Raw genomic sequence first — 20791 nt, forward strand, 5'->3', positions numbered from 1 at the left:
GCCGCCCGCCGGCGCCAAGCAAGCTTGATGCGCCGGCCGGCAGAGCGCCCTTCCACCGTGACGCCTTGGCTTTCCGACCTGCTTTTCCGACCTTCATGGCAGCCCATTCCCTGACACTCGACCATCTGGTCGTCGCCGCGCGCACGCTCGACGAAGGCGTGCGCCACGTCGCCGACGCGCTCGGCATCGAACCGGCCGGCGGCGGCCGGCATCCGCTGATGCGCACCCACAACGCGCTGTTCGGCGTCTGGGGCGGCCTTTATCTGGAAGTGATCGCGATCGATCCCGACGCGCCGGCCGACACCGGCGCACCGCCGCGCCCGCGCCTGTTCGCGCTCGACGATCCGGCGCTGCAGGCGCGGCTCGCGCACGGCCCGTTCCTCGCGCACTGGGTCGCGCGGGTCGACCGGCCGCGCCAGCTCGCGCTGTGGCAGCGCCAGTACCCGGCCCGCATCCCGCCCGTCGTCGCGATGCGGCGCGGCAACCTGGGCTGGGGCCTGACGGTGCCCGACGATGGCGCGTTCCCCGCGTGGCAAGGCGCCGGCGACGGCCTCGTGCCGTCGCTGATCCAGTGGGACAGCCCGCGCCATCCGTCCGACGCGCTGCCGCACGACGGCGTCGCGCTGAAGGCGCTCAGGGGCATCCATCCGCACGCGGATACGGTGCGCGACCAGCTCGACTGGCTCGGCGCCGCCCACCTGCTCGACCTCGAAGCCGGCGCCGGCGCGCCCGTGCTCGTCGCCGAGTTCGACACCCGCCAAGGCGCACGCACGCTGCGCTGAGCCGCTCACACGACGTAAGGAAACACTCCCGACATGAATTCGCGCGAAACCCGGGGCATGCTGCTCGGCCTCATCGGCGTGATGATCTTCAGCCTGACGCTGCCGATGACGCGCATCGTCGTCGCCGAACTGCACCCGCTCCTCAACGGGCTCGGCCGCGCGCTCGCCGCCGCGGTGCCGGCCGGCCTGCTGCTGTGGTGGCGGCGCGAGCCGCTGCCGACGCGCGCGCAGCTGAAAAGCCTCGCGATCGTGTCGTCCGGCGTGATCGTCGGGTATCCGGTGTTCTCCGCGTGGGCGATGAAGACGGTGCCCGCGTCGCACGGCGCGGTGGTCAACGGGCTGCAGTCGCTGCTGGTCGCGCTGTACGCGGCCTGGCTGTCGCACGAACGGCCGTCGAAGGCGTTCTGGATCAGCGCGGTGACGGGCAGCGCGCTCGTGATCGCGTTCGCGCTGCGCGACGGCGGCGGCACGCTGCAGGCGGGCGACGCGCTGATGCTCGCCGCGGTCGGCATCGGCGCGCTCGGCTACGCGGAAGGCGCGCGCCTCGCGCGCCAGATCGGCGGCTGGCAGGTGATCTGCTGGGCGCTCGTCGTCTCCGCGCCGTTCCTCGTGCTGCCGGTCGGCTGGCTCGCGTGGATGCAGCACGCGGCGCACCCGGGCCCGCTCGCGCCGCGCACGTGGCTCGCGTTCGGCTACGTGACGCTGTTCTCGCAGTTCATCGGCTTCTTCGCGTGGTACGCGGGCCTCGCGATGGGCGGCACTGCGCGCGTCGGCCAGGTGCAGCTGCTGCAGATCTTCTTCACGATCGCGTTTTCGGCGCTGCTGTTCGGCGAGACCGTCGCACCGTCGACGTGGCTGTTCGCGGCCGCCGTGATCGCGACCGTGATGCTCGGCCGGCGGGCCGCGGTGACCGCCGCTCCGCAACCCGCTCGCGCTGGCTGAATTGGTGCGCCATAATGGCCGTTTTGCCTGACCGGTTTTGCCCACCCGGCCGCGCCTGACCGCTCGTCCATCGACCCAGCCTACCCGGCTTCGTCGAGTCGAACGGCCCGGCCGACCATCATGACTGACCCTGATATCCGAACGAGGAGACATATGAATCCGAGCGACCTGCATCCGCCGCACTGGCAGCTTTCCGAACGCGCCCGCAAGCTGACGAGCTCTGCGATCCGCGAGATCCTGAAGGTCACGGAGCGCCCCGAAGTCATCTCGTTCGCAGGCGGCCTGCCCGCCCCCTCCACGTTCCCGGCCGAGCGCATGCGCGCCGCCGCGGACCGCGTGCTGCGCGATGCGCCGGCCGCGGCGCTGCAGTACAGCGCGACCGAAGGCTACCTGCCGCTGCGCGAGTGGATCGCCGAGCGCTACAGCGTGCGCGTGTCTCAGGTGCTGATCACGACCGGCTCGCAGCAGGCGCTCGACCTGCTCGGCAAGGCGCTCGTCGACCCGGGCAGCCCGGTCCTCGTCGAAACCCCGACCTACCTTGGCGCGCTGCAATCGTTCTCGCTGTACGAGCCGCGCTACGTGCAGGTGCCGACCGACGAGCAGGGCCTGCTGCCCGAGGGCCTCACGCCCGACCTGACGCAAGGCGCGCGCCTGCTCTACGCCCAGCCGAACTTCCAGAACCCGACCGGCCGCCGCCTGCCCGTCGAGCGCCGCCGCGCGCTCGCCGCGTTCGCGCAGACGAGCCCGTTCCCGGTGCTGGAGGACGATCCGTACGGCGCGCTCAACTACCAGGGCGAGCCGCTGCCGACGATGCTGTCGATGGCGCCCGACCACATCGTGCACCTCGGCACGTTCTCGAAGGTGCTCGCGCCGGGCCTGCGGATCGGCTACATCATTGCCCCCGAGGAACTCCACTTCAAGCTCGTGCAGGCAAAGCAGGCGACCGACCTGCATACGCCGACGCTCACGCAGCGCATCGCGCACGAAGTGATCAAGGACGGCTTCCTCGACGAGCACATCCCGACGATCCGCCAGCTGTACGGCGCGCAATGCGAGGCGATGCTCGGCGCGCTCGCGCGTCACATGCCGGAAGGCGTGAGCTGGAACCGTCCGGAAGGCGGGATGTTCATCTGGGTGAAGCTGCCGCAGCAGATCGACAGCATGAAGCTGCTCGACGCGGCCGTGGCCAACCACGTCGCGTTCGTGCCCGGCGCGCCGTTCTTCGCGGACGACGCGCAGCAGAACACGCTGCGCCTGTCGTTCGTCACGGTGCCGCCCGAGAAGATCGAGGAAGGCGTCGCGCGGCTCGGCAAGCTGCTGCGCGAACGTCTCTGATCCCCCTTTCCTTTCACGACTCGCAACGAGGAATCGAACAGATGGCAAACGTCTACGACAAACTGAAGTCGCTCGGCATCGAGCTCCCGACCGCCGGCGCCCCGGCTGCCGCCTACGTGATGAGCGCGCAAAGCGGCAACACGGTCTACCTGTCCGGCCACATCGCGAAGAAGGACGGCAAGGTCTGGGCCGGCAAGCTCGGCGCCGACCTCACGACCGAGGACGGCAAGGCGGCCGCGCGATCGATCGCGATCGACCTGCTCGCAACGCTGCACGCGCACACGGGCGACCTGAACAAGGTCACGCGCATCGTCAAGCTGATGAGCCTCGTCAACTCGACGCTCGACTTCACCGAGCAGCACCTCGTGACGAACGGCGCGTCCGAGCTGATCGCCGACGTGTTCGGCGACGCGGGCAAGCACGCGCGCTCGGCGTTCGGCGTCGCGCAGATCCCGCTCGGCGCGTGCGTCGAGATCGAGCTGATCGCCGAAGTCGCATAACGGCGCCACGATGCCCGGCCGTCTCGTCCGGTTCAAGCAGGTCGACGTCTTCACGTCGGTGCCGTTCAAGGGCAACCCGCTCGCCGTGGTGTTCGACGCCGACGCGCTCGGCGACGACGACATGCTTGCGATCGCCCGCTGGACCAACCTGTCGGAGACGACGTTCCTGTGCTCCCCGACCGACCCGGACGCCGACTACCGCTTGCGGATCTTCACGCCGGGCGGCGAGCTGCCGTTCGCCGGCCACCCGACGCTCGGCACCGCCCACGCGTTTCTCGAAAGCGGCGCCGTGCCGCGCACGCCGGGCCGGCTGATCCAGCAATGCGGGGTCGGCCGGGTGGCGCTGCGCCGGCAGGGCGACTGCTGGGCGTTCGCGGCGCCGCCCGCGCGGTTCACGCCGCTCGAGCGCGCGGACTACCCGGCGCTCGAGGCGGCCCTGCGCAGCCCGGACGTCGATCTGGACGCCGAGCCGTGCGCGGTCGACAACGGCGCGCCGTGGCTCGTCGTGCGGATGAAGTCGGCCGACGCCTGCCTCGGCCTGGCGCCGGACCTGGCGGCGCTCGACGCACTCACGCGTCGCTACGGCACGCACGGCGTCGCGGCCTACGCGCCGCATCCGCCGGGCGGCCCCGCGACGTTCGAGATTCGCTGCCTGATGACGGGCGGCGGCTTCGCCACCGGCGAAGACCCCGCCACCGGCAGCGCGAACGCCGCGCTGGCCGGCGTGCTGACCCGCCAGCAGCGCCGCCCCGGACCGTCGTATACCGCCCGCCAGGGCACGGCCATCGGCCGCGACGGCCGCATTTCCGTCGCCTACGACGACGGCGGCACGACGTGGATCGGCGGCAGCGTCGTCACGATCGTCGACGGCAGTTTCCGGCTTTCCGTCTGATCGTCAGATATTTCGCGGCGCGCCATGCGCACCGCGACTGCCGGCGCTATGCTTACCCAGCTATCGCAAAAACGATCCAGCCAGTAATATCGGGCCTAATCCGTCGCTTGGGGGTCTGTCCACAGATGCGCTTTCCGCAGATGAACAGCCGCTGACGCGACCCCATATTCAGCCATCCTGCGGGATGGCGCACGCGCGCCAGGACGCCGCCCCTTTTTCGATGAGCTCCGCCCGGTCATCCCATACTCCGCCGACCCGACCGCTGCGCGCGCCGCGCAAGTCGCGCCGCCGGGCGCTGTTCGCGATCCCGCTGCTCGGGATGCTCGCGCTTGCGCTGCTGTGGGCGGTCATCGTCGTGCGGATGTCCGTCGAAAAGGACAGCGCGTACAAGGAAGCGGCGGCTTCCGCGGCGATCCTGTCGTCCGCGCTCGAGCAGCACACCGTCAAGGCGATCCACCAGGTCGACCAGATCACCCGCTTCGTCAAGTTCGAATTCGAGAAGTCGCCCGCGAACTTCAATCTCGCGAGCACCGTCGAGAAGGGCGTCGTGCCGAGCGACACGCTGATCCAGGTGTCGCTCGTCAACGCGAAGGGCATCCTGTTCGCGAACACCACCGAACGCCATCCGCAGCCGATCGACCTGTCCGACCGCGAGCACTTCAAGGTGCACGTGAATCGCAACGACGACCAGCTCTACATCAGCAGGCCCGTGCTCGGCCGCGTGTCGAGCCACTGGACGCTGCAGATGACGCGCCGACTGAACAATCCCGACGGCAGTTTCGCGGGCGTGGTGGTCGTGTCCGAGGATCCGAGCTACTTCACGAACGATTTCTACAACAACGCGGCGATCGGCAAGGAAGGCGTGATCGCGGTCGTCTCCGACACCGGCGCCGTGCTCGCGCGCCGCACCGGCCTGCTCAACAACGCGCCGGGCGCGTTCTCGGCATCGGGCGTGTACCCGCTCGCCGAGCGGGTCTCGGGCACGATCGTCGATCCGATCGACAACGTGACGCGCATCGTGTCGTACCGCCATCTCGACGGTTATCCGCTCGCGGTGATGGTCGGCCTGTCGCAGGCCGAGGAATTCGCCGACTACAACCATACGCGCAACGTCTACCTGCTGATGACGAGCTTCATCACGCTCGCGATGCTCGCGTTCTTCGGCGTCGCGACGGGGCTCATCGGCAAGCTGCTCGGCCGCGAGCGCGAGATGACCCAGCTCGCCGAATACGATCTGCTCACCGGCCTCGCGAACCGCTACGCGACGCTGCGCGGGCTGCGCAACGACGTGTCGATGCCGTCGAGCCTGTCGCGGCTCGGCTTGCTGTTCATCGACCTCGATAATTTCAAGACGGTCAACGATACGCTCGGCCACAACGCCGGCGACATCGTGCTGCAGATGACGGCGTCGCGCCTCGCCGACGCGGTCGGCGACGAAGGCGCGCTGTCGCGCATCGGCGGCGACGAGTTCGTCGTCGTGATGAAGGGCGACGACGTCGAGCGGCGCGCGGTGCGGCTCGCCGAGGCGATCATCCGGATGTTCGGCGAGCCGTTCGACGTGCGCGGCAGCTCGTTCGTGCTGCACGCGAGCATCGGCATCGCGCTGCACACGGTCGCGAACGAGAGCGAGATCGACCTGCTGAAGAAGGCCGACCTCGCGATGTACAGCGCGAAGGACGCGGGCAAGAACTGCTACCAGTTCTACGCGCCGCACCTGTCGCACCGCGCCGATCACCTGATGCGCTGGGAACAGCAGCTGCGCGTCGCGCTCGCCGAAGGGCAGCTGTTCCTCGCATACCAGCCGAAGATCGACCTCACCCACCGCCACATCACCGGCTTCGAGGCGCTCGCGCGCTGGGACCACCCGGAACACGGGATCATCTCCGCGAACGAATTCATCTCGATTGCCGAATCGACGGGCCTCATCGTTCCGATCGGCGATTTCGTGATCCGCACCGCGTGCGAGCAGATCGCGCGCTGGCGCGACGAAGGGCACGACACGCTGACGCTCGCCGTCAACATTTCGCCCGTGCAGTTCTGGCGCGGCGACCTGATCGAGACGATCTCGCGCACGCTGCAGGAAACCGGCATCGACGCCGGCCGCCTCGAACTCGAGATTACCGAGACCGCGATGATGGAATATCCGGAGCTCGTCTCCGAGAAGATCGTCGCGCTCAAGAAGCTCGGCATCCGCATCGCGCTCGACGATTTCGGCACCGGCTACTCGTCGCTGTCGTACCTGCACCGTTTTTCGGTCGACACGCTGAAGGTCGACCGCTCGTTCGTGCAGGCGATCCCGAACGACCGCAGCGTATGCGTGATGGTGTCGTCGATCGTGCATCTCGCGCGCTCGCTCGGCCTGACGGTCGTCGTCGAAGGCACGGAGACCGAGGAACAGGTCGCGTGGCTGTCGGCGCTCGGCGAGATCGAAGCGCAGGGGTTCCTGTTCTCGCGTCCGGTGCCGGCCGACGCGATCCCGGCGCTGCTCGCCCGCTACGGCGTGCGCGGCGACCGCGCGAAAGTCGTCCCGCATCGCGCGACAGGCAGCACCGGCGCCTGAACAAGGCCCCCGGACACACGTTGTTTCGTTGTCCGGCCCACTTGTTTACCTAGCGTTTTCGCGCATGGCCGCCGCGCGCCATCGGTCAGACAATGCCTGAGGCAGGTACGTCCATGGCCACACGTCCTATATTCAGGGCCCGTTCGCGCGAGTGACGACGGGTCCGCGCCTCCATACACGCCATGATGAGCGTCGAAGTCGAAGCCGCCCAGCACGTGGAGCAGGAATCCCTGTGGGCCTTTTTCAAGGTCGTCATGGGCATTTCCGCCATGTCCTGGGGTGGGCTCGCGATGATGGCACAGCTCGAGCGCCACTATGTCGAACGCCTGCGGCGCATCGAGCCGCCCGCGTTCGGCGACATCGTGTCGCTGGCCTGGCTCATGCCCGGCCCCGTCGGCTGCAACGTCGCGATCCAGGTCGGCCAGACGCTGCACGGCCGCATCGGCGCGTGGATCGCCGGCTTCGCGAGCGTGCTGCCGTTCTTCGTGATGATGACGCTGTTCGCGGTCTTCTACCGCACGCCGCTCGTGCGCACGCTCGCCGCGCCCGTGATGCTCAACCACTTCAGCATGGTGCTCGCCGCGCTGATCGGGGTCACGTGGGTCAAGCAGCTGCGCACGCTGGTGCGCGCGCGGCTCGAGCAGGCGATCGCGGCGGTGTCGACGCTTCTGCTCGCGTTCGCGCACAGCCCCGCGTCGTTCGTCGTGATCCTGTTCGCCGCGTTTGCCTCGGGCTGGCTGACCGGGCCGTCGCAGGACGGCCGGGTCAACTTCACGCTGGCGAAGCGCGACCGCAAGCTGCTCGTCGTGCTCGCGGCGTTCGTCGCGCTGTTCGCGCTGCCGATTTCCGGCGACTACCAGGCGACGCTGCTGTGGCCGCGGCTCGCGGGCGCCGGCATGACGCTGTTCGGCGGGGGCTTTTCCGCGCTGCCGGTGCTGAAGGCGCTGTTCGTCACGCCCGAGACAGGCATCTCCGATCACGACTTCACGCTCGCATTCGCGCTGTCGCCGGTGTCGCCGGGGCCGCTGCTGAACGTCGTGCCGTTTCTCGGCTACCTGACCGACGGCTGGCGCGGCGCGCTCCTCGCGACCGCCGCCCTGTTCATCCCGTCCGGCTGCCTCGTCGTGTTCGCGCAGCGCCACCTGTTCCGCCTCAGGCGCCATTCCCGCTTCGAGCACGGGATGCGGCTGCTGCGCGCGGCGACGACCGGGTTTCTCGTCGTCGCCGTCGTGAAGATCCTGCACCGCGAACCGGCCGACCCCGTCTACTGGCTCACCGGCGCGTTCGCGACGCTGTGCTTCGCGCGCTTCAAGGTGCCCGTGTACGCGGTGTACGCCGCGGTCGCGATCGCGTGCGGCGCGTGGCTCTGGGCGGCCGCGCACTGACCGCGGCTCACGCGGCGACGCGCCGCGCGAGCCGGCGCGCCCGCAGGCTGTCGTACGCAAGGTTGAAGCAGAACGTGTAAGGCAGGAAGAACAGCACGATGCCGAGGTCGAGCAGCAGCGCCTCGACGAGACCGATGCCGAGCCACCATGCGGCGAGCGGCACGACCATCGCGACGAGCCCCAGCTCGAACGCGACCGCGTGCACGATCCGCAGGCCCACGTTGCGCACCCAGCCGAAGCGCCGCTCGAGCCGGTCGAACAGCGTGTTGAACGTCATGTTCCATGCCATCGCGATCAGCGAAACCATTACCGTCAGCGCGCCGACGTGCGCCACCGGCATGTCGAGCAGCCACGCGCCGAGCGGCGCGCACAGCGCGATCGCAACCAGTTCGAACGTCAGCGCGTGCACGAGCCGTTCCATCAACGTTTTATTCGTATGCTTCATCGCAAACCTCGGGTCCTGTGTCATCCATGCCCGCCATTCTGATCGGCCTGACCGGATGATTCCAATTGGTTATCATCGGTTTTTCCGATAGAACGATGCGAGGAGACCCCGTATGCGCCACGCCCCCGAAGCGTTGCTCGCGTTCGCCGAAGCCGCGCTGCTCGGCTCCTTCACCGCCGCCGCGCGCAAGCTCGGCAAGCGCCAGTCGACGGTCTCGGAGGCGATCGCGAACCTCGAGATCGATCTCGGCGTGCCGCTGTTCGACCGCTCGACGCGCACGCCGACGCTGACCGACGCCGGGCGCGCGCTGCTGCCGCAGGTGCAGCGCGCGCTGGAGGCCGGCGCGGCGATCGACCGCACCGCCGCGCGGCTCGCGCGCGGCGAGGAGGCGCGGCTGACGCTGGTGGTGTCCGACACCTACCAGTCGAAGCGCTACGAGGAGACGCTGACCGCGCTCGAACGGCGCTTCCCGGCGCTGGAGCTCGAATGCCAGATCGCGGAGCACGAGGACGTGCTGGACCTGATCCAGCAGGGCCGCGCGCAACTCGGGCTGATGGCCGCGCGCGCGGCCTACCCCGCCGACATCGGCGCGGCGACGATCGCGGAGGAGTCCGAGTTCGGCCTGTTCGTCGGGCGCACGCACCCGCTCGCGGCGTCCGGCGACGCCGAGGTGCCGCATCTCGCGCTGCGCGATGCGCGCGAGCTGCGGCTCAACACGTATGCGATGCCGGACGGGCGCGGCGAAGACGGCCGGATCGTCGCCGGCACCCACCGCTGGTCGGCGCCGAGCTACCTGATGCTGCTGGAGATGGCGGTGCTGGGATTCGGATGGGCGGAATTGCCCCGCTGGATGGTCGAGCATTTCGCGCGCGACCGGCTGTGCGAGTTGCGCGCCCGCGGCTGGCCGCGCCGGGTGCGGGTCGATGCGGTGTGGTCGCGCAGCCGGCCGCTCGGCCCCGCCGGCGCGTGGCTGCTCGACGCGATGCTCACCGACTGAGCGGCGCGGCCGTCAGAAACCGCGCGACAGCACGGCCGCGCCGATCGTCACGACGCCGAGCACGATATTGACGACGACGAGCAGGCGCACCGCGTTCACCGCGCGCGCGCCGTCCGGCCAGTTCTGCGCCTGCACCGCGCGGCGGATGCGCGGAAACAGCGCGAACCGCACGTGGCCGAAGATCAGCATCATCACGACGCCGAGCCCCGCCATCGCGTGCAGCGCCCAGGTCGCGTGCGCGCCGCCGAACTGCATCAGCAGGAAGCCGCCGGTGAGCAGGATCACGATCACCGACCCCGCGACCCAGTTGAAGAAGCGGCCGAACACGCCCTCGATCAGCGGCAGCCGCAACTGCGGCGACAGGTCGGACAGCGCCGGGCGCAGGCAGAAGTTGGAGAACACCATCCCGCCCACCCACACGGCGACGGCCAGCAGGTGAAGAAACAGCGCGACGGCGATTGCGTGGGACATGACGAGCATCCTGTTATGAGTTGAATACGGCGGACCGGCCGGGCACGCGGCGGGCCTGCGCGATGCGCGAATGCGTTGCGCGCCGGATGGCACGCGCGACATCGAGCGACGTTCGACAGGCACGGCCTCGCGCGGTTCAGGCTTGCCGTCAGATTTCACAATATTTTGCAAGTGTCGCGCACCGCGCATGAAAAAGGCCGCACGCCCGCCGAAGCGGCCGTGCGGCCTGTCATGCCGCCGGAACGCGTGCTCAGCCGAGCAGCGGACGCAGCTCGCTGACGACCTTGAGCTTCGTGTCCGGCGCGCGGCCCTTGCGCGCGCGCTTGCCGACGTGCGGCGCCAGCGCCGCGTACGACAGCGTCTCGTCCATCGCCTTGCCGCCGCGGCCCGTGCCGATCAGCACGACGCCGGCCGGATCGATCGCGAGCGCCTGCACGAGCGTTTCCTTGTCGTCGAGCGCCATCAGGATCACGCCGCGGCCGCCGCCCGACAGCGTCTTCATCTCGTCCATGCCGAACACCAGCAGCCGGCCGCCGCTCGACAGGCACGCGACCTGCTTCGCGTTCGGCAGCACCGGCATCGGCGCGAGCGGCGCCGCGCCTTCGTCGATGGTCATGAACGCCTTGCCGGCCTTCACCCGGCTCACCATGTCGCCGACCTTCGCGAGGAAGCCGAAGCCGTTGCTCGACGCGAGCAGCAGTTGCTGGTCGGCCGATGCGGCGAAGTAATGCATCAGGTGCGTGCCGGATTCGAGCTCGATCAGCGACGTGACGGGGACGCCGTCACCCCGCCCGCCCGGCAGCACCGACACGTCGACCGAATACACGCGGCCGCGGCTGCCCCACGCGATCAGGCGGTCCGGCGTGCGGCACTGGAACGCCGCGTACAGGCTGTCGCCGGCCTTGAACGAGAAGCCGGCCGGATCGAGGCCGTGGCCCTTCAGCGCACGCACCCAGCCCTTCTGCGACACGACGACCGTCACCGGCTCGTCGACAACCTTCGCCTCGAACGTCGCGCGCTTTTCCTGCTGGATCAGCGTGCGGCGATCGTCGCCGTACTGCTTCGCATCGGCCTCGATCTCCTTGATCATCAGCCGCTTCATCGCGCTTTCGTTCGCGAGCAGCTCCTCGAGCTTCGCCTTCTCGTCGCGCAGCGACTCGAGCTCCTTCTCGATCTTGATCTTCTCGAGCCGCGCGAGCTGACGCAGGCGGATTTCGAGGATGTCCTCGGCCTGGCGCTCGGAGAGGCCGAACGCGCTCATCAGCGCGGCCTTCGGCTCGTCCGACTCGCGGATGATGCGGATCACCTCGTCGATGTTGAGGAAGACGATCATCCGGCCTTCGAGGATGTGGATCCGGTCGTCGACCTTGCCGAGACGGTGGCGGCAGCGGCGCGTCATCGTCAGCTGGCGGAACTTCACCCACTCGGCGAGGATCGTCAGCAGCCCCTTCTGGCCCGGCCGGCCGTCGGCGCCGATCATCACGAGGTTCAGCGTCGCGTTCGACTCGAGGCTCGTGTACGCGAGCAGCGTGTTCACGAACTCGGTCTGGTCGATCGTGCGCGACTTCGGCTCGAACACGAGCCGCACCGGCGCGTCCTTGCCCGACTCGTCGCGCACCGCGTCGAGCAGGTCGAGCATCGCCTTCTTCGTGTTGAGCTGCTCGGGCGTCAGCGTCTTCTTGCCGAGCTTCAGCTTCGGGTTGGTCAGCTCCTCGATTTCCTCGAGCACCTTCTGGCACGACGTGTTCGGCGGCAGCTCGGTGACGACGAGCTGCCACTGGCCGCGCGCGAGGTCCTCGATCTTCCAGCGCGCGCGCACCTTCAGGCTGCCGCGGCCACTCTCGTAGGCCGTCGAGATTTCCGCGTCGCTCGAGATGATCTGGCCGCCGCCCGGGAAGTCGGGCCCGGGAATCAGCCCCATCAGCTCCGCGTGCGTGAGGTGCGGATGGCGGATCAGCGTGACCGCCGCCGCCGCGACTTCGCGCAGGTTGTGCGACGGGATTTCCGTCGCGAGACCGACCGCGATGCCCGACGCGCCGTTCAGCAGCACGAACGGCAGGCGGCCCGGCAGCAGCTTCGGCTCCTCGAACGAGCCGTCGTAGTTCGGCATGAAGTCGACCGTGCCCTGGTCGATCTCGTCGAGCAGCAGCTTCGAGATCGGCGTGAGCCGCGCTTCGGTGTAGCGCATCGCCGCCGCGCCGTCGCCGTCGCGCGAGCCGAAGTTGCCCTGCCCGTCGATCAGCGGGTAGCGCAGCGAAAAGTCCTGCGCGAGACGCACGAGCGCGTCGTACGCGGACTGGTCGCCGTGCGGGTGGTATTTACCGAGCACGTCGCCGACCACGCGCGCCGACTTCACCGGCTTCGCGTCGGGGCCGAGGCCCATTTCGTTCATCGCGAACAGGATGCGGCGCTGCACCGGCTTCTGGCCGTCGCAGACGTCCGGCAGCGCGCGGCCCTTCACGACGCTGACCGCGTAGCTGAGGTACGCCTGCTCCGCGTAGTTGCCGAGCGTCAGCGCGTCGCCCGCAGGCGCGTCCGACCCGGTAAAGAGATCGGGAGTGTTGTCGTCCATCTGAAATCCGTATTCGTAGGTGGCGCGAGCCAGGACCGGGCGTCATGCCCGGCCGCGCTCAAATATCCGCTTCGACCTCGTTGCCCTTTTCCTCGAGCCAGCCGCGCCGTGCGGCCGCCTCGCCCTTGCCCATCAGCATCGTCATCCGCGCGACCGTCGACTCGTAGTCGAGCTCGCCGAGCTTCACCGGCATCAGGCGACGGGTGTCGGGGTTCATCGTCGTGTCCCACAGCTGCTCGGCGCTCATTTCGCCGAGACCCTTGAAGCGGCTGATGCTCCACTGGGTGTCGCGCACGCCGTCCTTGCGCAGCTTGTCGAGGATCGCTTCGAGCTCGCCTTCATCGAGCGCGTACAGCTTCTGCGCGGGCTTCTTGCCGCGCGCCGGCGCGTCGACGCGGAACAGCGGCGGACGCGCGACGAACACGTTGCCGCGCTCGATCAGTTGCGGGAAGTGCTTGAAGAACAGCGTGAGCAGCAGCACCTGGATGTGCGAGCCGTCGACGTCCGCGTCCGACAGGATGCAGATCTTGCCGTAGCGCAGGTTCGACAGGTCGACGCTGTCGTCGGGGCTGTGCGGATCGACGCCGATCGCGACCGAGATGTCGTGCACCTCGTTGTTCGCGAACAGGCGGTCGCGCTCGGTTTCCCACGTGTTCAGCACCTTGCCGCGCAGCGGCAGGATCGCCTGGTATTCCTTGTCGCGGCCCATCTTCGCGGAGCCGCCCGCCGAGTCGCCCTCGACGAGGAACAGCTCGTTGCGCGCGATGTCCTCGGTCTCGCAGTCGGTCAGCTTGCCGGGCAGCACCGCGACGCCGGAGCTCTTGCGCTTCTCGACCTTCTGGCCCGCGCGGGTGCGCGCCTGCGCCTGCTTGATCACCAGTTCGGCGAGCTTCTTGCCGTGCTCGACGTGCTGGTTCAGCCACAGCTCGAGCGCCGGGCGCGAGAACGACGACACGAGCTTGACCGCGTCGCGGCTGTTCAGGCGCTCCTTGATCTGGCCTTGGAACTGCGGATCGAGCACCTTCGCGGACAGCACGAACGACACGCGCGCGAACACGTCTTCCGCGAGCAGCTTCACGCCCTTCGGCTGCAGGTTGTGCAGCTCGACGAAGCTCTTCACCGCCTGGTAGAGGCCGTCGCGCAGGCCGGATTCGTGCGTGCCGCCGGCCGGCGTCGGGATCAGGTTCACGTACGACTCGCGCACGAGCGAGCCTTCCTCGCTCCACGCGACGACCCACGACGCGCCCTCGCCTTCGGCGAACGTGTCGTCGCCCGAACGCGAATCGGCGAAGCGCTCGCCCTCGAACAGCGGGATCAGCAGCTCGCTGCCGTTCATCTCGTCGAGCAGGTAGCCGCGCAGGCCGTCCTCGTACTTCCAGGTCTGGCGCTCGCCCGACTTCTCGTTGACGAGCACGACCTCGACGCCCGGCAGCAGCACGGCCTTCGAGCGCAACAGGCGCTGCAGCTCGCCGAGCGGCAGGTTCGGCGAATCGAAGTATTTCGGATTGGGCCAGACCTGCACGCGCGTGCCGGACTTCTTCTCGCCGCGGCCCGCGGCCTGCGTGGACAGCGGCTTCACGACGTCGCCCTCCGCGAAGCCGAGCCCGGCGATCTTGCCGTCGCGCCAGACGGTCACGTCGAGGCGCGTCGCGAGCGCGTTCGTCACCGACACGCCGACGCCGTGCAGGCCGCCCGAGAACGTATACGCGCCGCCCGCGGCCTTGTCGAACTTGCCGCCCGCGTGCAGGCGCGTGAACACGATCTCGACGACCGGCACGCCTTCTTCCGGGTGCAGGCCGAACGGAATGCCGCGGCCGTCGTCCTCGACGGACACCGAATGATCGGCGTGCAGCGTCACGGTGATCTGCTTGCCGTAGCCGCCGAGCGCCTCGTCCGATGCGTTGTCGATGACTTCCTGGATGATGTGCAGCGGATTCTCGGTACGGGTGTACATGCCGGGCCGCTGCTTGACCGGCTCGAGACCCTTGAGCACCTTGATCGATGCTTCGCTATAGGCCGCGCTGGGCTTCTTCGTTGACATAGGCGCTGAATTTCGTCATTCATCGGGACGTTGTCCACACCTCGTGTGGATAACGTCGTGGACAAAACGTTGAGTTCCGTAAAAAAGCGAATCGAAACAACGGTGTGCTTGGACTGCTCCGAAAGCGGGCGCGCGGCGAGAGCCGCGAGAGCCCGAAACGCGCCGTATTCTACTGGTTCCGCGCGGCGCGCCATCGGACGAAAAGCGCGGCGGGGCGGCACGGCGGCGCGGCGCCGGTGGCGCACGCACGCGCGACTGGCCGTCCCGCCCCGCGTCACGGCTTGCGTTTCGCCTCGAGCGTCTCCCAGCGTTCGAGCGCGGCGAGCAGCTCGTCGTCGATCGCCGCGAACCGCTCGGTCAGGCGCGTGCCTTCCTGCGGATCCTTCGCGAAGATCGAGCCGTCCTCGAGCTGTGCGCCGATCGTCTTCTGTTCTTCCTCGAGCATCGCGATCCGGTCGGGCAGCGACTCGAGCTCGCGCTGCTCGTTGAACGACAGCTTCACGGTGCGCTGCGCGTTGCGGCCGGCCGCGCTCTTCGCCGGCTCCTCCTTGACGGGCGCCGCGTCCTTCGCGGCCCGTTTCGCGGCGTCCTGCTGAGCGAGCTGCTGCGCGCGCTCGCTCTGGATCTGCCAGTCGGTGAAGCCGCCGACGTATTCGCGCCACTTGCCTTCGCCCTCCACCGCGATCACCGACGTCACGACGTTGTCGAGGAACGCGCGGTCGTGGCTGACGAGCAGCACCGTGCCGTCGTAGTCGGCCAGCAGTTCCTCGAGCAGTTCGAGCGTCGGGATGTCGAGGTCGTTGGTCGGTTCGTCGAGCACCAGCACGTTGGCGGGCCGCGCGAACAGGCGCGCAAGCAGCAGCCGGTTGCGCTCGCCGCCCGACAGCGACTTCACCGGCGAGCGCGCGCGCTCCGGCGCGAACAGGAAATCGCCGAGATAGCTCATCACGTGCTTGCGGGTGCCGCCGATCTCGACCCATTCGCTGCCTGGGCTGATCGTGTCCGCGAGGCTCTTTTCCTGGTCGAGCTGCGCGCGCATCTGGTCGAAGTACGCGACCTGCAGGTTCGTGCCCGTGCGCACCGTGCCTTCGTCCGGCTTGAGCTCGCCGAGGATCAGCTTGAGCAGCGTGGTCTTGCCCGCGCCGTTCGGGCCGACGAAGCCGATCTTGTCGCCGCGCATCACCGTGGTCGAGAAGCGGTCGACCACCGTGCGGCCGTCGTAGCGCTTCGTCACGTCGGTCAGCTCCGCGACGATCTTGCCGGACTTCTCGCCCTGCGCGACGTCGAGCTTCACGTTGCCCTGCGCGTTGCGGCGCTCCGCGCGTTCGCTGCGCATCTGCACGAGCCGCGCGATGCGGCCGACGCTGCGCGTGCGGCGTGCCTCGACGCCCTTGCGAATCCACACTTCTTCCTGCGCGAGCAGCTTGTCGAACTTCTCGTTCTCGACGCGCTCGACTTCGAGCTGCTGCGCCTTGCGCGTCTGGTACGCGGAGAAATTGCCCGGATACGACAGCAGGCGGCCGCGATCGAGCTCGACGATGCGGGTCGCGACGCGGTCGAGGAACGCACGGTCGTGGGTGATGAACAAGAGGCCCGCGCGCTGCGTGACGAGCAGCTCCTCGAGCCAGCGGATGCCGTCGAAATCGAGGTGGTTGGTCGGTTCGTCGAGCAGCAGCACGTCGGGCTGCAGGACGAGCGCGCGGGCCAGCGCCACGCGCTTCTGCATCCCGCCCGACAGCGCGTCGACGCGTGCGTCGACGTCCGCGAGGCCGATCTGCGCGAGCGTCATCGACACGCGCGTGCGCCAGCTCCACGCATCGTGTGCGTCGAGCGACGACTGCAGCGCGTTCATCCGCGCGAGCAGCGCGTCGTGCTCGGTGCCTTCGGGGGTTTCCGCGAGGCGATGCACGATCGCGTCGTATTCCTCGAGCAGCTCGCGCGTGTGCGTCAGCCCCGACGCGACGGCGTCGAACACGGTCGCGCCGGGCTCGAATTCGGGTTCCTGCGGCACGTAGACGGTCACGAGCTCCTGCTGGCGCGTGACGAGGCCGTCATCGGGCCGCGCGAGATCGGCGACGATCTTCAGCAGCGACGACTTGCCTGCGCCGTTGCGGCCGATCAGGCCGACGCGCTCGCCGGCCTCGAGCGAAAAATCCGCGTGGTCGAGCAACGCGACGTGACCGAACGCGAGCTGCGCGCCGGTAATGGAATAAAGCGACATGGGGAAGACGGCGAAGAGAAATCGGAAGCGCTCATTGTACCGGTGGCGGACGCCGCCACCGGTCTGGCCGAACGGATGATGCCGCAAGACCCGCCGTGCGGGCCGGTTGCCGGCCGCCGCGCGCGGGCGGCGGGTGCCGGACGGCCGGTTGCAGCGGGTCGGTGCGGGCCCCTCGCGCGGACGGCCAGGCCACCCGCGCGGGTTCGCCGCTTACTGTGCGTTGACGATGATGGTCTGGCTCAGTTCGGGACCATAAGACCGGTGGATGCCGTCGCCAAACTGCAGCGTCAGCGTATGCCGGCCCGGCGGCAGCCTGATGTCGGTTTCGGTCTGGGCCTTGCCGTAGTGCAGCGCGTGTTCGCCCATGGGAATCACGTCGCCCTTCGTAATCGGCCGGCCGTCGATCAGCAGATGATGATGACCGGTATCCGGCGTCATGTCGCCGGCCGGCCGGAGCTGCATGTCGCCCTCGAGACCGAACTTCACGTGCACGGGGGTCCGCACCGTCGCGCCTTCCGCCGGCTCGACGAAATACACGCGCGACTCGGCCCGCGCGATCGTCGACACGGCCATCGCCGCCACGCACACGGCACCCGCGATCCACTTTCTGTTGCGCATCGTTTTCTCCTGATGATTGGACAGCCCGGGAAGCATACACCGCACGCATGGCGCGCGTGCCTCGGTCGCGCTGTTCGCGATGCGCACGTTTAAAACGACGTTGCGGCCGAGTTCGGCGAAATTCCGGTACCATTGCGCGTTTCGTCCGCCGGCCGGGCCGCGGACGGCATCACCCTGATTTCAATATCGTGAGCGCAACATGAGCGAAGTGACCGAATATCAAAGCTGGGTCTGCCTGATTTGCGGGTGGGTCTACAACGAGGCGGAAGGGCTGCCCGACGAGGGCATCGCGCCCGGCACCCGCTTCGCCGACATTCCCGCCGACTGGCGCTGCCCGCTGTGCGACGTGGGCAAGGAAGACTTCGTCGTCGTCGATTTCTGATCGCGCGGCGCGTTCGCGCGGGCACGGATTCCGTGTGCCGGTGCGAACGCGCGTTTGCTATACTCTGCGCGCTGTCCATACCGCTGTCCGGTTCGCGCCGCGCGCGACACGCCGGAATTGCAGGCTCTCCCCGTAGTTCAATGGATAGAACAAGCGCCTCCTAAGCGCTAGATACAGGTTCGATTCCTGTCGGGGGGACCAGACATCGGCCAGCTGTCCGCCATCGGCCTCTCCCGCTTCCCCGAATTCCGTTGAACGACGCCCGCTGCGCAAGTCGCACGTGCGACGGCGTGCGTCCCGAACCTGCCACGCACCAGCGGTCACCTCTGCGCGCGCCGCCGATACACATGAGCCGCGCAGGCATCGCCGTTCCGCGACACCCACGCGGCCCATCACTCCAACGCGTTACTGCACGACCGCGCGCTTCACGTCATCCGACGCGCGCCACACGCGATACCGCACCTCGAACCCGTCCGGCACGTACACGACGATCGGCAGCCGGCTGTTGTAGCGCAGCAGCTGATCGTCGCCGCGCACCTGCACGAACCGTTCGCGCGGCGCCTGTCCGGGGCACGCCATCAGCGTCGACGCCGGCCCCTTCACGCCGGACAGCCGGTAATACGTATAGCCCCAGCCCTGTACGGTCTCGGCGCTCAGCTCGCCGCCGAACCACTGCTGGTTGCAGTCGGTCTGCAGCGTCTTGCCGATCATCAGCTCGACGCGCGCGCCGGCTTCATCGGCGAGCGCGGGCAGCGCGATCACCGCGCGCTGCTGGCCAGCCGCAGCCTGCGGGAACATCTTGATCGACTCGGCCGTCACAGCGGCCTCCGACGCCGGCCCCGCCGCGCACGCGGCGGCGGTCGTCACGCAAATGGCGGCCAGTGCGGCCCGGATCGCGAATTTCATCGATGTGCTCCTGGAAAAACAATGAGTTCCAGATGCTAGCACTTTCGCGCGCCGACCTTACTTCGCTGTAATTTTGAGACACAATTGGTGGCAGATGCGTGGCGTTCCGCCACTTATGATTCGCGCCAAGGGAGAACGCCATGATCAAACTCATCGCCACCACCGCCGCCGTCGCCACGCTGCTGACCGGCTGCGTCGTCGCGCCGGACGCCGGCTACGGCTACGGACAAACCTATTACTCGGACCCCGGCTACGCGTACGGCCCCGCGTATGCGCCTGTGTACGGCACGGTCAACGTCTGGGGCGGCGACCGAGACTGGGATCGCCGCGATTACCGGCGCGACGACCGCGACTGGCGACGCGACCGTGGCTGGGGCGATCGCAACTGGGGCGATCGCGGCAATGGCAACGGCGGCTGGAATCGCGGTAACGGCGGCAACCGCCCGACCGAAGGCAATCGCGCAAGCGGCGGCGCCCGGGATTGGCGCGGCGGCCAGGGTGACAACGATCGCGGCAACGGCCGCTGGCACTGACGCAATTGCAACCGTTTGTATCCTGCGCGGGCGCCGTGCAGCGGCGCGAATGACGCGGCATGCGCGCCATGACCGCCCAGTTCCCACGACACCCGCGCTCCACCAACGAACAAGGCCCTCGCTCGATGCGAGGGCCTTCCGCTTTTCAGCGCGGCCCACACCTGCGTCGGCCGCGCCGCCCTTCACGAAGCGAGCGCGATCGCGACACCGCGTCGCGCCTGCCGCTCACCATCCGCCCGGCTGCGCATAGCCGTAACCGCCCGACGCTGGCGCGCCGCACACGTACGCGCGCTGGTAGCGGTCGTAGCAATAGCGCGGCTGGCCGCCATAGCCGTCATCGTCCTGGTACTGCGCCTGCTGATAATCCGGCGCATAGGCCGGCGGTTGATACGCCGGCGCCTGGTAATACGTCGGCGGCTGATAGGCGGGCGCCTGATACACAGGCGCGGCATACGCGACCGGCGGATTCAGCGCGGAGGTCACGATGGCGCCCAGCACCGCGCCGCCGATCAGCGCGCCGATGACGGCGCCGCCGCGGTCATGCGCGGACGCGGGTCCGGCGACGGCGAGCGAACCGGCAAGAACACACACTGCAGCGATCTTTTTCATGTTGCACTCCCACGCGAAGTGGTACGGGATGCGATGCATTGTGGGCACGGCCCGCGGTAATAGATGCAGCAAGTGGTAACGCACGATTACGCCGGACCCGCGAGCCAAAACGCACAAGCGCCGTGCTACATTTTCGGGACCAAGGAGACGCCTGCATGCAGCCCGAGACCGCCCGCCGTTTCGATACCGAGTTCGCGCCGCGCATTGCGCACGCGATCGCCGCCTTCTTCGCCGATCATGTGCAGACCGAAGTCGTCCCGTATGGCGGCCACGGCCACCCGTCTCAGGTCCGCGTCCGCAGCGCGCCGCACGAACACGTGAGCGGCTTCGTGCATCCGTTGAACCTCGAGCTCACCTGGGATACCGACGAGATCGAACGGCTGATGGCGCCGGAAGGCGAAGCGCGCTTCGAGCACTACCTGGCCGCGCTGCCGAGAAAGCTGTCCGCCTGGCAGGGCGCGCGCGACGTCGATCTCGCATCGCGCACGCAGGCCGATCCGGTCGTGCGGCTCGGCGGCCTCGACTTCGAGGGATGACCGCGCAAGCCCGCCGGCCGGCGTCGACGACGCGTTGCGCGGCCCGGTGATACACTCGGCCGGC

19 protein-coding genes and 1 tRNA gene are annotated in these 20791 nt (G+C 68.6%); 12 read left to right on the forward strand and 8 right to left on the reverse strand.

All coding sequences use genetic code 11. The features are described 5' to 3' along the window. The first annotated feature begins 95 nt into the window (after positions 1 to 95). From ACFIMZ_RS14590 to ACFIMZ_RS14620, 7 genes are all read left to right on the forward strand, one after another. A complete protein-coding gene (locus ACFIMZ_RS14590; RefSeq protein WP_431820127.1) occupies positions 96 to 782 on the forward strand; it encodes a VOC family protein in 687 nt (228 codons plus the stop codon). Positions 783 to 815: 33 nt separating this feature from the next. Then, on the forward strand, positions 816 to 1724 hold the full coding sequence (locus ACFIMZ_RS14595; protein WP_431820128.1) for a DMT family transporter: 909 nt from the start codon (positions 816 to 818) through the stop codon (positions 1722 to 1724). Between the two features lie 153 nt (positions 1725 to 1877). Next, positions 1878 to 3059 carry a PLP-dependent aminotransferase family protein gene (locus tag ACFIMZ_RS14600; RefSeq protein ID WP_431820129.1) on the forward strand — a complete coding sequence of 394 codons (1182 nt, stop codon included), beginning with the start codon at positions 1878 to 1880 and terminating at the stop codon, positions 3057 to 3059. Between the two features lie 41 nt (positions 3060 to 3100). After that, complete coding sequence (locus tag ACFIMZ_RS14605; RefSeq protein ID WP_010091080.1) at positions 3101 to 3559, forward strand: RidA family protein; 459 nt, start codon at positions 3101 to 3103, stop codon at positions 3557 to 3559. A gap of 10 nt (positions 3560 to 3569) precedes the next feature. Next, entirely contained in the window at positions 3570 to 4451 is an 882-nt protein-coding gene (locus ACFIMZ_RS14610) for a PhzF family phenazine biosynthesis protein (protein WP_431820130.1), read from the forward strand. A gap of 220 nt (positions 4452 to 4671) precedes the next feature. Then, complete coding sequence (locus tag ACFIMZ_RS14615) at positions 4672 to 7011, forward strand: bifunctional diguanylate cyclase/phosphodiesterase (protein WP_431820131.1); 2340 nt, start codon at positions 4672 to 4674, stop codon at positions 7009 to 7011. A gap of 182 nt (positions 7012 to 7193) precedes the next feature. Further along, positions 7194 to 8396 (forward strand): chromate transporter, encoded by a 1203-nt coding sequence (locus tag ACFIMZ_RS14620; RefSeq protein WP_431820132.1) that lies wholly within the window; start codon positions 7194 to 7196, stop codon positions 8394 to 8396. Between the two features lie 7 nt (positions 8397 to 8403). Here the strand turns inward: ACFIMZ_RS14620 and ACFIMZ_RS14625 are convergent, their stop codons facing one another. Beyond that, positions 8404 to 8841, reverse strand: coding sequence for a multidrug/biocide efflux PACE transporter (locus tag ACFIMZ_RS14625; RefSeq protein WP_431820133.1), 438 nt, complete (start codon positions 8839 to 8841; stop codon positions 8404 to 8406). 112 nt (positions 8842 to 8953) lie between these two features. Between ACFIMZ_RS14625 and ACFIMZ_RS14630 the strand changes: the two genes are divergently transcribed. Continuing rightward, entirely contained in the window at positions 8954 to 9838 is an 885-nt protein-coding gene (locus ACFIMZ_RS14630) for a LysR family transcriptional regulator (protein ID WP_431820134.1), read from the forward strand. A 12-nt stretch (positions 9839 to 9850) separates the two neighbouring features. Here the strand turns inward: ACFIMZ_RS14630 and ACFIMZ_RS14635 are convergent, their stop codons facing one another. The 5 genes from ACFIMZ_RS14635 to ACFIMZ_RS14655 all read right to left on the reverse strand — a co-directional run bounded on the left by ACFIMZ_RS14635 (position 9851) and on the right by ACFIMZ_RS14655 (position 17761). Next, complete coding sequence (locus tag ACFIMZ_RS14635) at positions 9851 to 10309, reverse strand: CopD family protein (protein ID WP_431820135.1); 459 nt, start codon at positions 10307 to 10309, stop codon at positions 9851 to 9853. Between the two features lie 250 nt (positions 10310 to 10559). Then, the gene (gene parC, locus ACFIMZ_RS14640) at positions 10560 to 12881 is read right to left on the reverse strand and encodes a DNA topoisomerase IV subunit A (RefSeq protein ID WP_431820136.1); all 2322 of its coding nucleotides are present in this window, start codon (positions 12879 to 12881) and stop codon (positions 10560 to 10562) included. A gap of 58 nt (positions 12882 to 12939) precedes the next feature. Next, complete coding sequence (locus ACFIMZ_RS14645) at positions 12940 to 14922, reverse strand: DNA topoisomerase IV subunit B (RefSeq protein WP_431820137.1); 1983 nt, start codon at positions 14920 to 14922, stop codon at positions 12940 to 12942. 274 nt (positions 14923 to 15196) lie between these two features. Further along, a complete protein-coding gene (locus ACFIMZ_RS14650) occupies positions 15197 to 17143 on the reverse strand; it encodes an ATP-binding cassette domain-containing protein (protein ID WP_431820138.1) in 1947 nt (648 codons plus the stop codon). Between the two features lie 210 nt (positions 17144 to 17353). After that, entirely contained in the window at positions 17354 to 17761 is a 408-nt protein-coding gene (locus tag ACFIMZ_RS14655; protein WP_431820139.1) for a DUF4399 domain-containing protein, read from the reverse strand. 199 nt (positions 17762 to 17960) lie between these two features. Between ACFIMZ_RS14655 and ACFIMZ_RS14660 the strand changes: the two genes are divergently transcribed. Both ACFIMZ_RS14660 and ACFIMZ_RS14665 read left to right on the forward strand, forming a co-directional pair. Next, complete coding sequence (locus ACFIMZ_RS14660) at positions 17961 to 18143, forward strand: rubredoxin (protein WP_006398668.1); 183 nt, start codon at positions 17961 to 17963, stop codon at positions 18141 to 18143. Between the two features lie 126 nt (positions 18144 to 18269). Beyond that, a tRNA-Arg gene (locus ACFIMZ_RS14665) sits at positions 18270 to 18344 on the forward strand. Between the two features lie 204 nt (positions 18345 to 18548). On the opposite strand, the gene eco is transcribed toward ACFIMZ_RS14665, so the two are convergent. After that, on the reverse strand, positions 18549 to 19049 hold the full coding sequence (gene eco, locus ACFIMZ_RS14670) for a serine protease inhibitor ecotin (protein ID WP_431820140.1): 501 nt from the start codon (positions 19047 to 19049) through the stop codon (positions 18549 to 18551). Between the two features lie 140 nt (positions 19050 to 19189). Between eco and ACFIMZ_RS14675 the strand changes: the two genes are divergently transcribed. Next, on the forward strand, positions 19190 to 19582 hold the full coding sequence (locus ACFIMZ_RS14675) for a hypothetical protein (RefSeq protein ID WP_431820141.1): 393 nt from the start codon (positions 19190 to 19192) through the stop codon (positions 19580 to 19582). Positions 19583 to 19807: 225 nt separating this feature from the next. On the opposite strand, the gene ACFIMZ_RS14680 is transcribed toward ACFIMZ_RS14675, so the two are convergent. Beyond that, positions 19808 to 20230: a hypothetical protein gene (locus ACFIMZ_RS14680; RefSeq protein WP_431822501.1), complete on the reverse strand. Its 423-nt coding sequence runs from the start codon at positions 20228 to 20230 to the stop codon at positions 19808 to 19810. Positions 20231 to 20346: 116 nt separating this feature from the next. On the opposite strand from ACFIMZ_RS14680, the gene ACFIMZ_RS14685 reads away from it, so the two are divergent. After that, entirely contained in the window at positions 20347 to 20727 is a 381-nt protein-coding gene (locus ACFIMZ_RS14685) for a DUF5594 family protein (RefSeq protein ID WP_431820142.1), read from the forward strand. The last annotated feature ends 64 nt before the right edge of the window (positions 20728 to 20791 follow it).

The sequence above is a fragment of the Burkholderia sp. F1 genome, assembly GCF_050813845.1.
Lineage (GTDB): Bacteria > Pseudomonadota > Gammaproteobacteria > Burkholderiales > Burkholderiaceae > Burkholderia > Burkholderia ubonensis.

Excerpts from the sequence above, each read along its gene's own strand:
- ACFIMZ_RS14590 (WP_431820127.1), top strand. The coding sequence starts at position 96 with ATGGCAGCCCATTCCCTGACACTCGACCATCTGGTCGTCGCCGCGCGC.
- ACFIMZ_RS14650 (WP_431820138.1), bottom strand. The coding sequence starts at position 17,143 with ATGTCGCTTTATTCCATTACCGGCGCGCAGCTCGCGTTCGGTCACGTC.
- ACFIMZ_RS14605 (WP_010091080.1), top strand. The coding sequence starts at position 3,101 with ATGGCAAACGTCTACGACAAACTGAAGTCGCTCGGCATCGAGCTCCCG.
- ACFIMZ_RS14630 (WP_431820134.1), top strand. The coding sequence starts at position 8,954 with ATGCGCCACGCCCCCGAAGCGTTGCTCGCGTTCGCCGAAGCCGCGCTG.
- ACFIMZ_RS14675 (WP_431820141.1), top strand. The coding sequence starts at position 19,190 with ATGATCAAACTCATCGCCACCACCGCCGCCGTCGCCACGCTGCTGACC.
- parC (WP_431820136.1), bottom strand. The coding sequence starts at position 12,881 with ATGGACGACAACACTCCCGATCTCTTTACCGGGTCGGACGCGCCTGCG.
- ACFIMZ_RS14660 (WP_006398668.1), top strand. The coding sequence starts at position 17,961 with ATGAGCGAAGTGACCGAATATCAAAGCTGGGTCTGCCTGATTTGCGGG.
- ACFIMZ_RS14655 (WP_431820139.1), bottom strand. The coding sequence starts at position 17,761 with ATGCGCAACAGAAAGTGGATCGCGGGTGCCGTGTGCGTGGCGGCGATG.
- ACFIMZ_RS14680 (WP_431822501.1), bottom strand. The coding sequence starts at position 20,230 with ATGCATCGCATCCCGTACCACTTCGCGTGGGAGTGCAACATGAAAAAG.
- ACFIMZ_RS14635 (WP_431820135.1), bottom strand. The coding sequence starts at position 10,309 with ATGTCCCACGCAATCGCCGTCGCGCTGTTTCTTCACCTGCTGGCCGTC.
- ACFIMZ_RS14600 (WP_431820129.1), top strand. The coding sequence starts at position 1,878 with ATGAATCCGAGCGACCTGCATCCGCCGCACTGGCAGCTTTCCGAACGC.
- ACFIMZ_RS14615 (WP_431820131.1), top strand. The coding sequence starts at position 4,672 with ATGAGCTCCGCCCGGTCATCCCATACTCCGCCGACCCGACCGCTGCGC.
- ACFIMZ_RS14595 (WP_431820128.1), top strand. The coding sequence starts at position 816 with ATGAATTCGCGCGAAACCCGGGGCATGCTGCTCGGCCTCATCGGCGTG.
- ACFIMZ_RS14620 (WP_431820132.1), top strand. The coding sequence starts at position 7,194 with ATGATGAGCGTCGAAGTCGAAGCCGCCCAGCACGTGGAGCAGGAATCC.
- ACFIMZ_RS14610 (WP_431820130.1), top strand. The coding sequence starts at position 3,570 with ATGCCCGGCCGTCTCGTCCGGTTCAAGCAGGTCGACGTCTTCACGTCG.
- eco (WP_431820140.1), bottom strand. The coding sequence starts at position 19,049 with ATGAAATTCGCGATCCGGGCCGCACTGGCCGCCATTTGCGTGACGACC.
- ACFIMZ_RS14685 (WP_431820142.1), top strand. The coding sequence starts at position 20,347 with ATGCAGCCCGAGACCGCCCGCCGTTTCGATACCGAGTTCGCGCCGCGC.
- ACFIMZ_RS14625 (WP_431820133.1), bottom strand. The coding sequence starts at position 8,841 with ATGAAGCATACGAATAAAACGTTGATGGAACGGCTCGTGCACGCGCTG.
- ACFIMZ_RS14645 (WP_431820137.1), bottom strand. The coding sequence starts at position 14,922 with ATGTCAACGAAGAAGCCCAGCGCGGCCTATAGCGAAGCATCGATCAAG.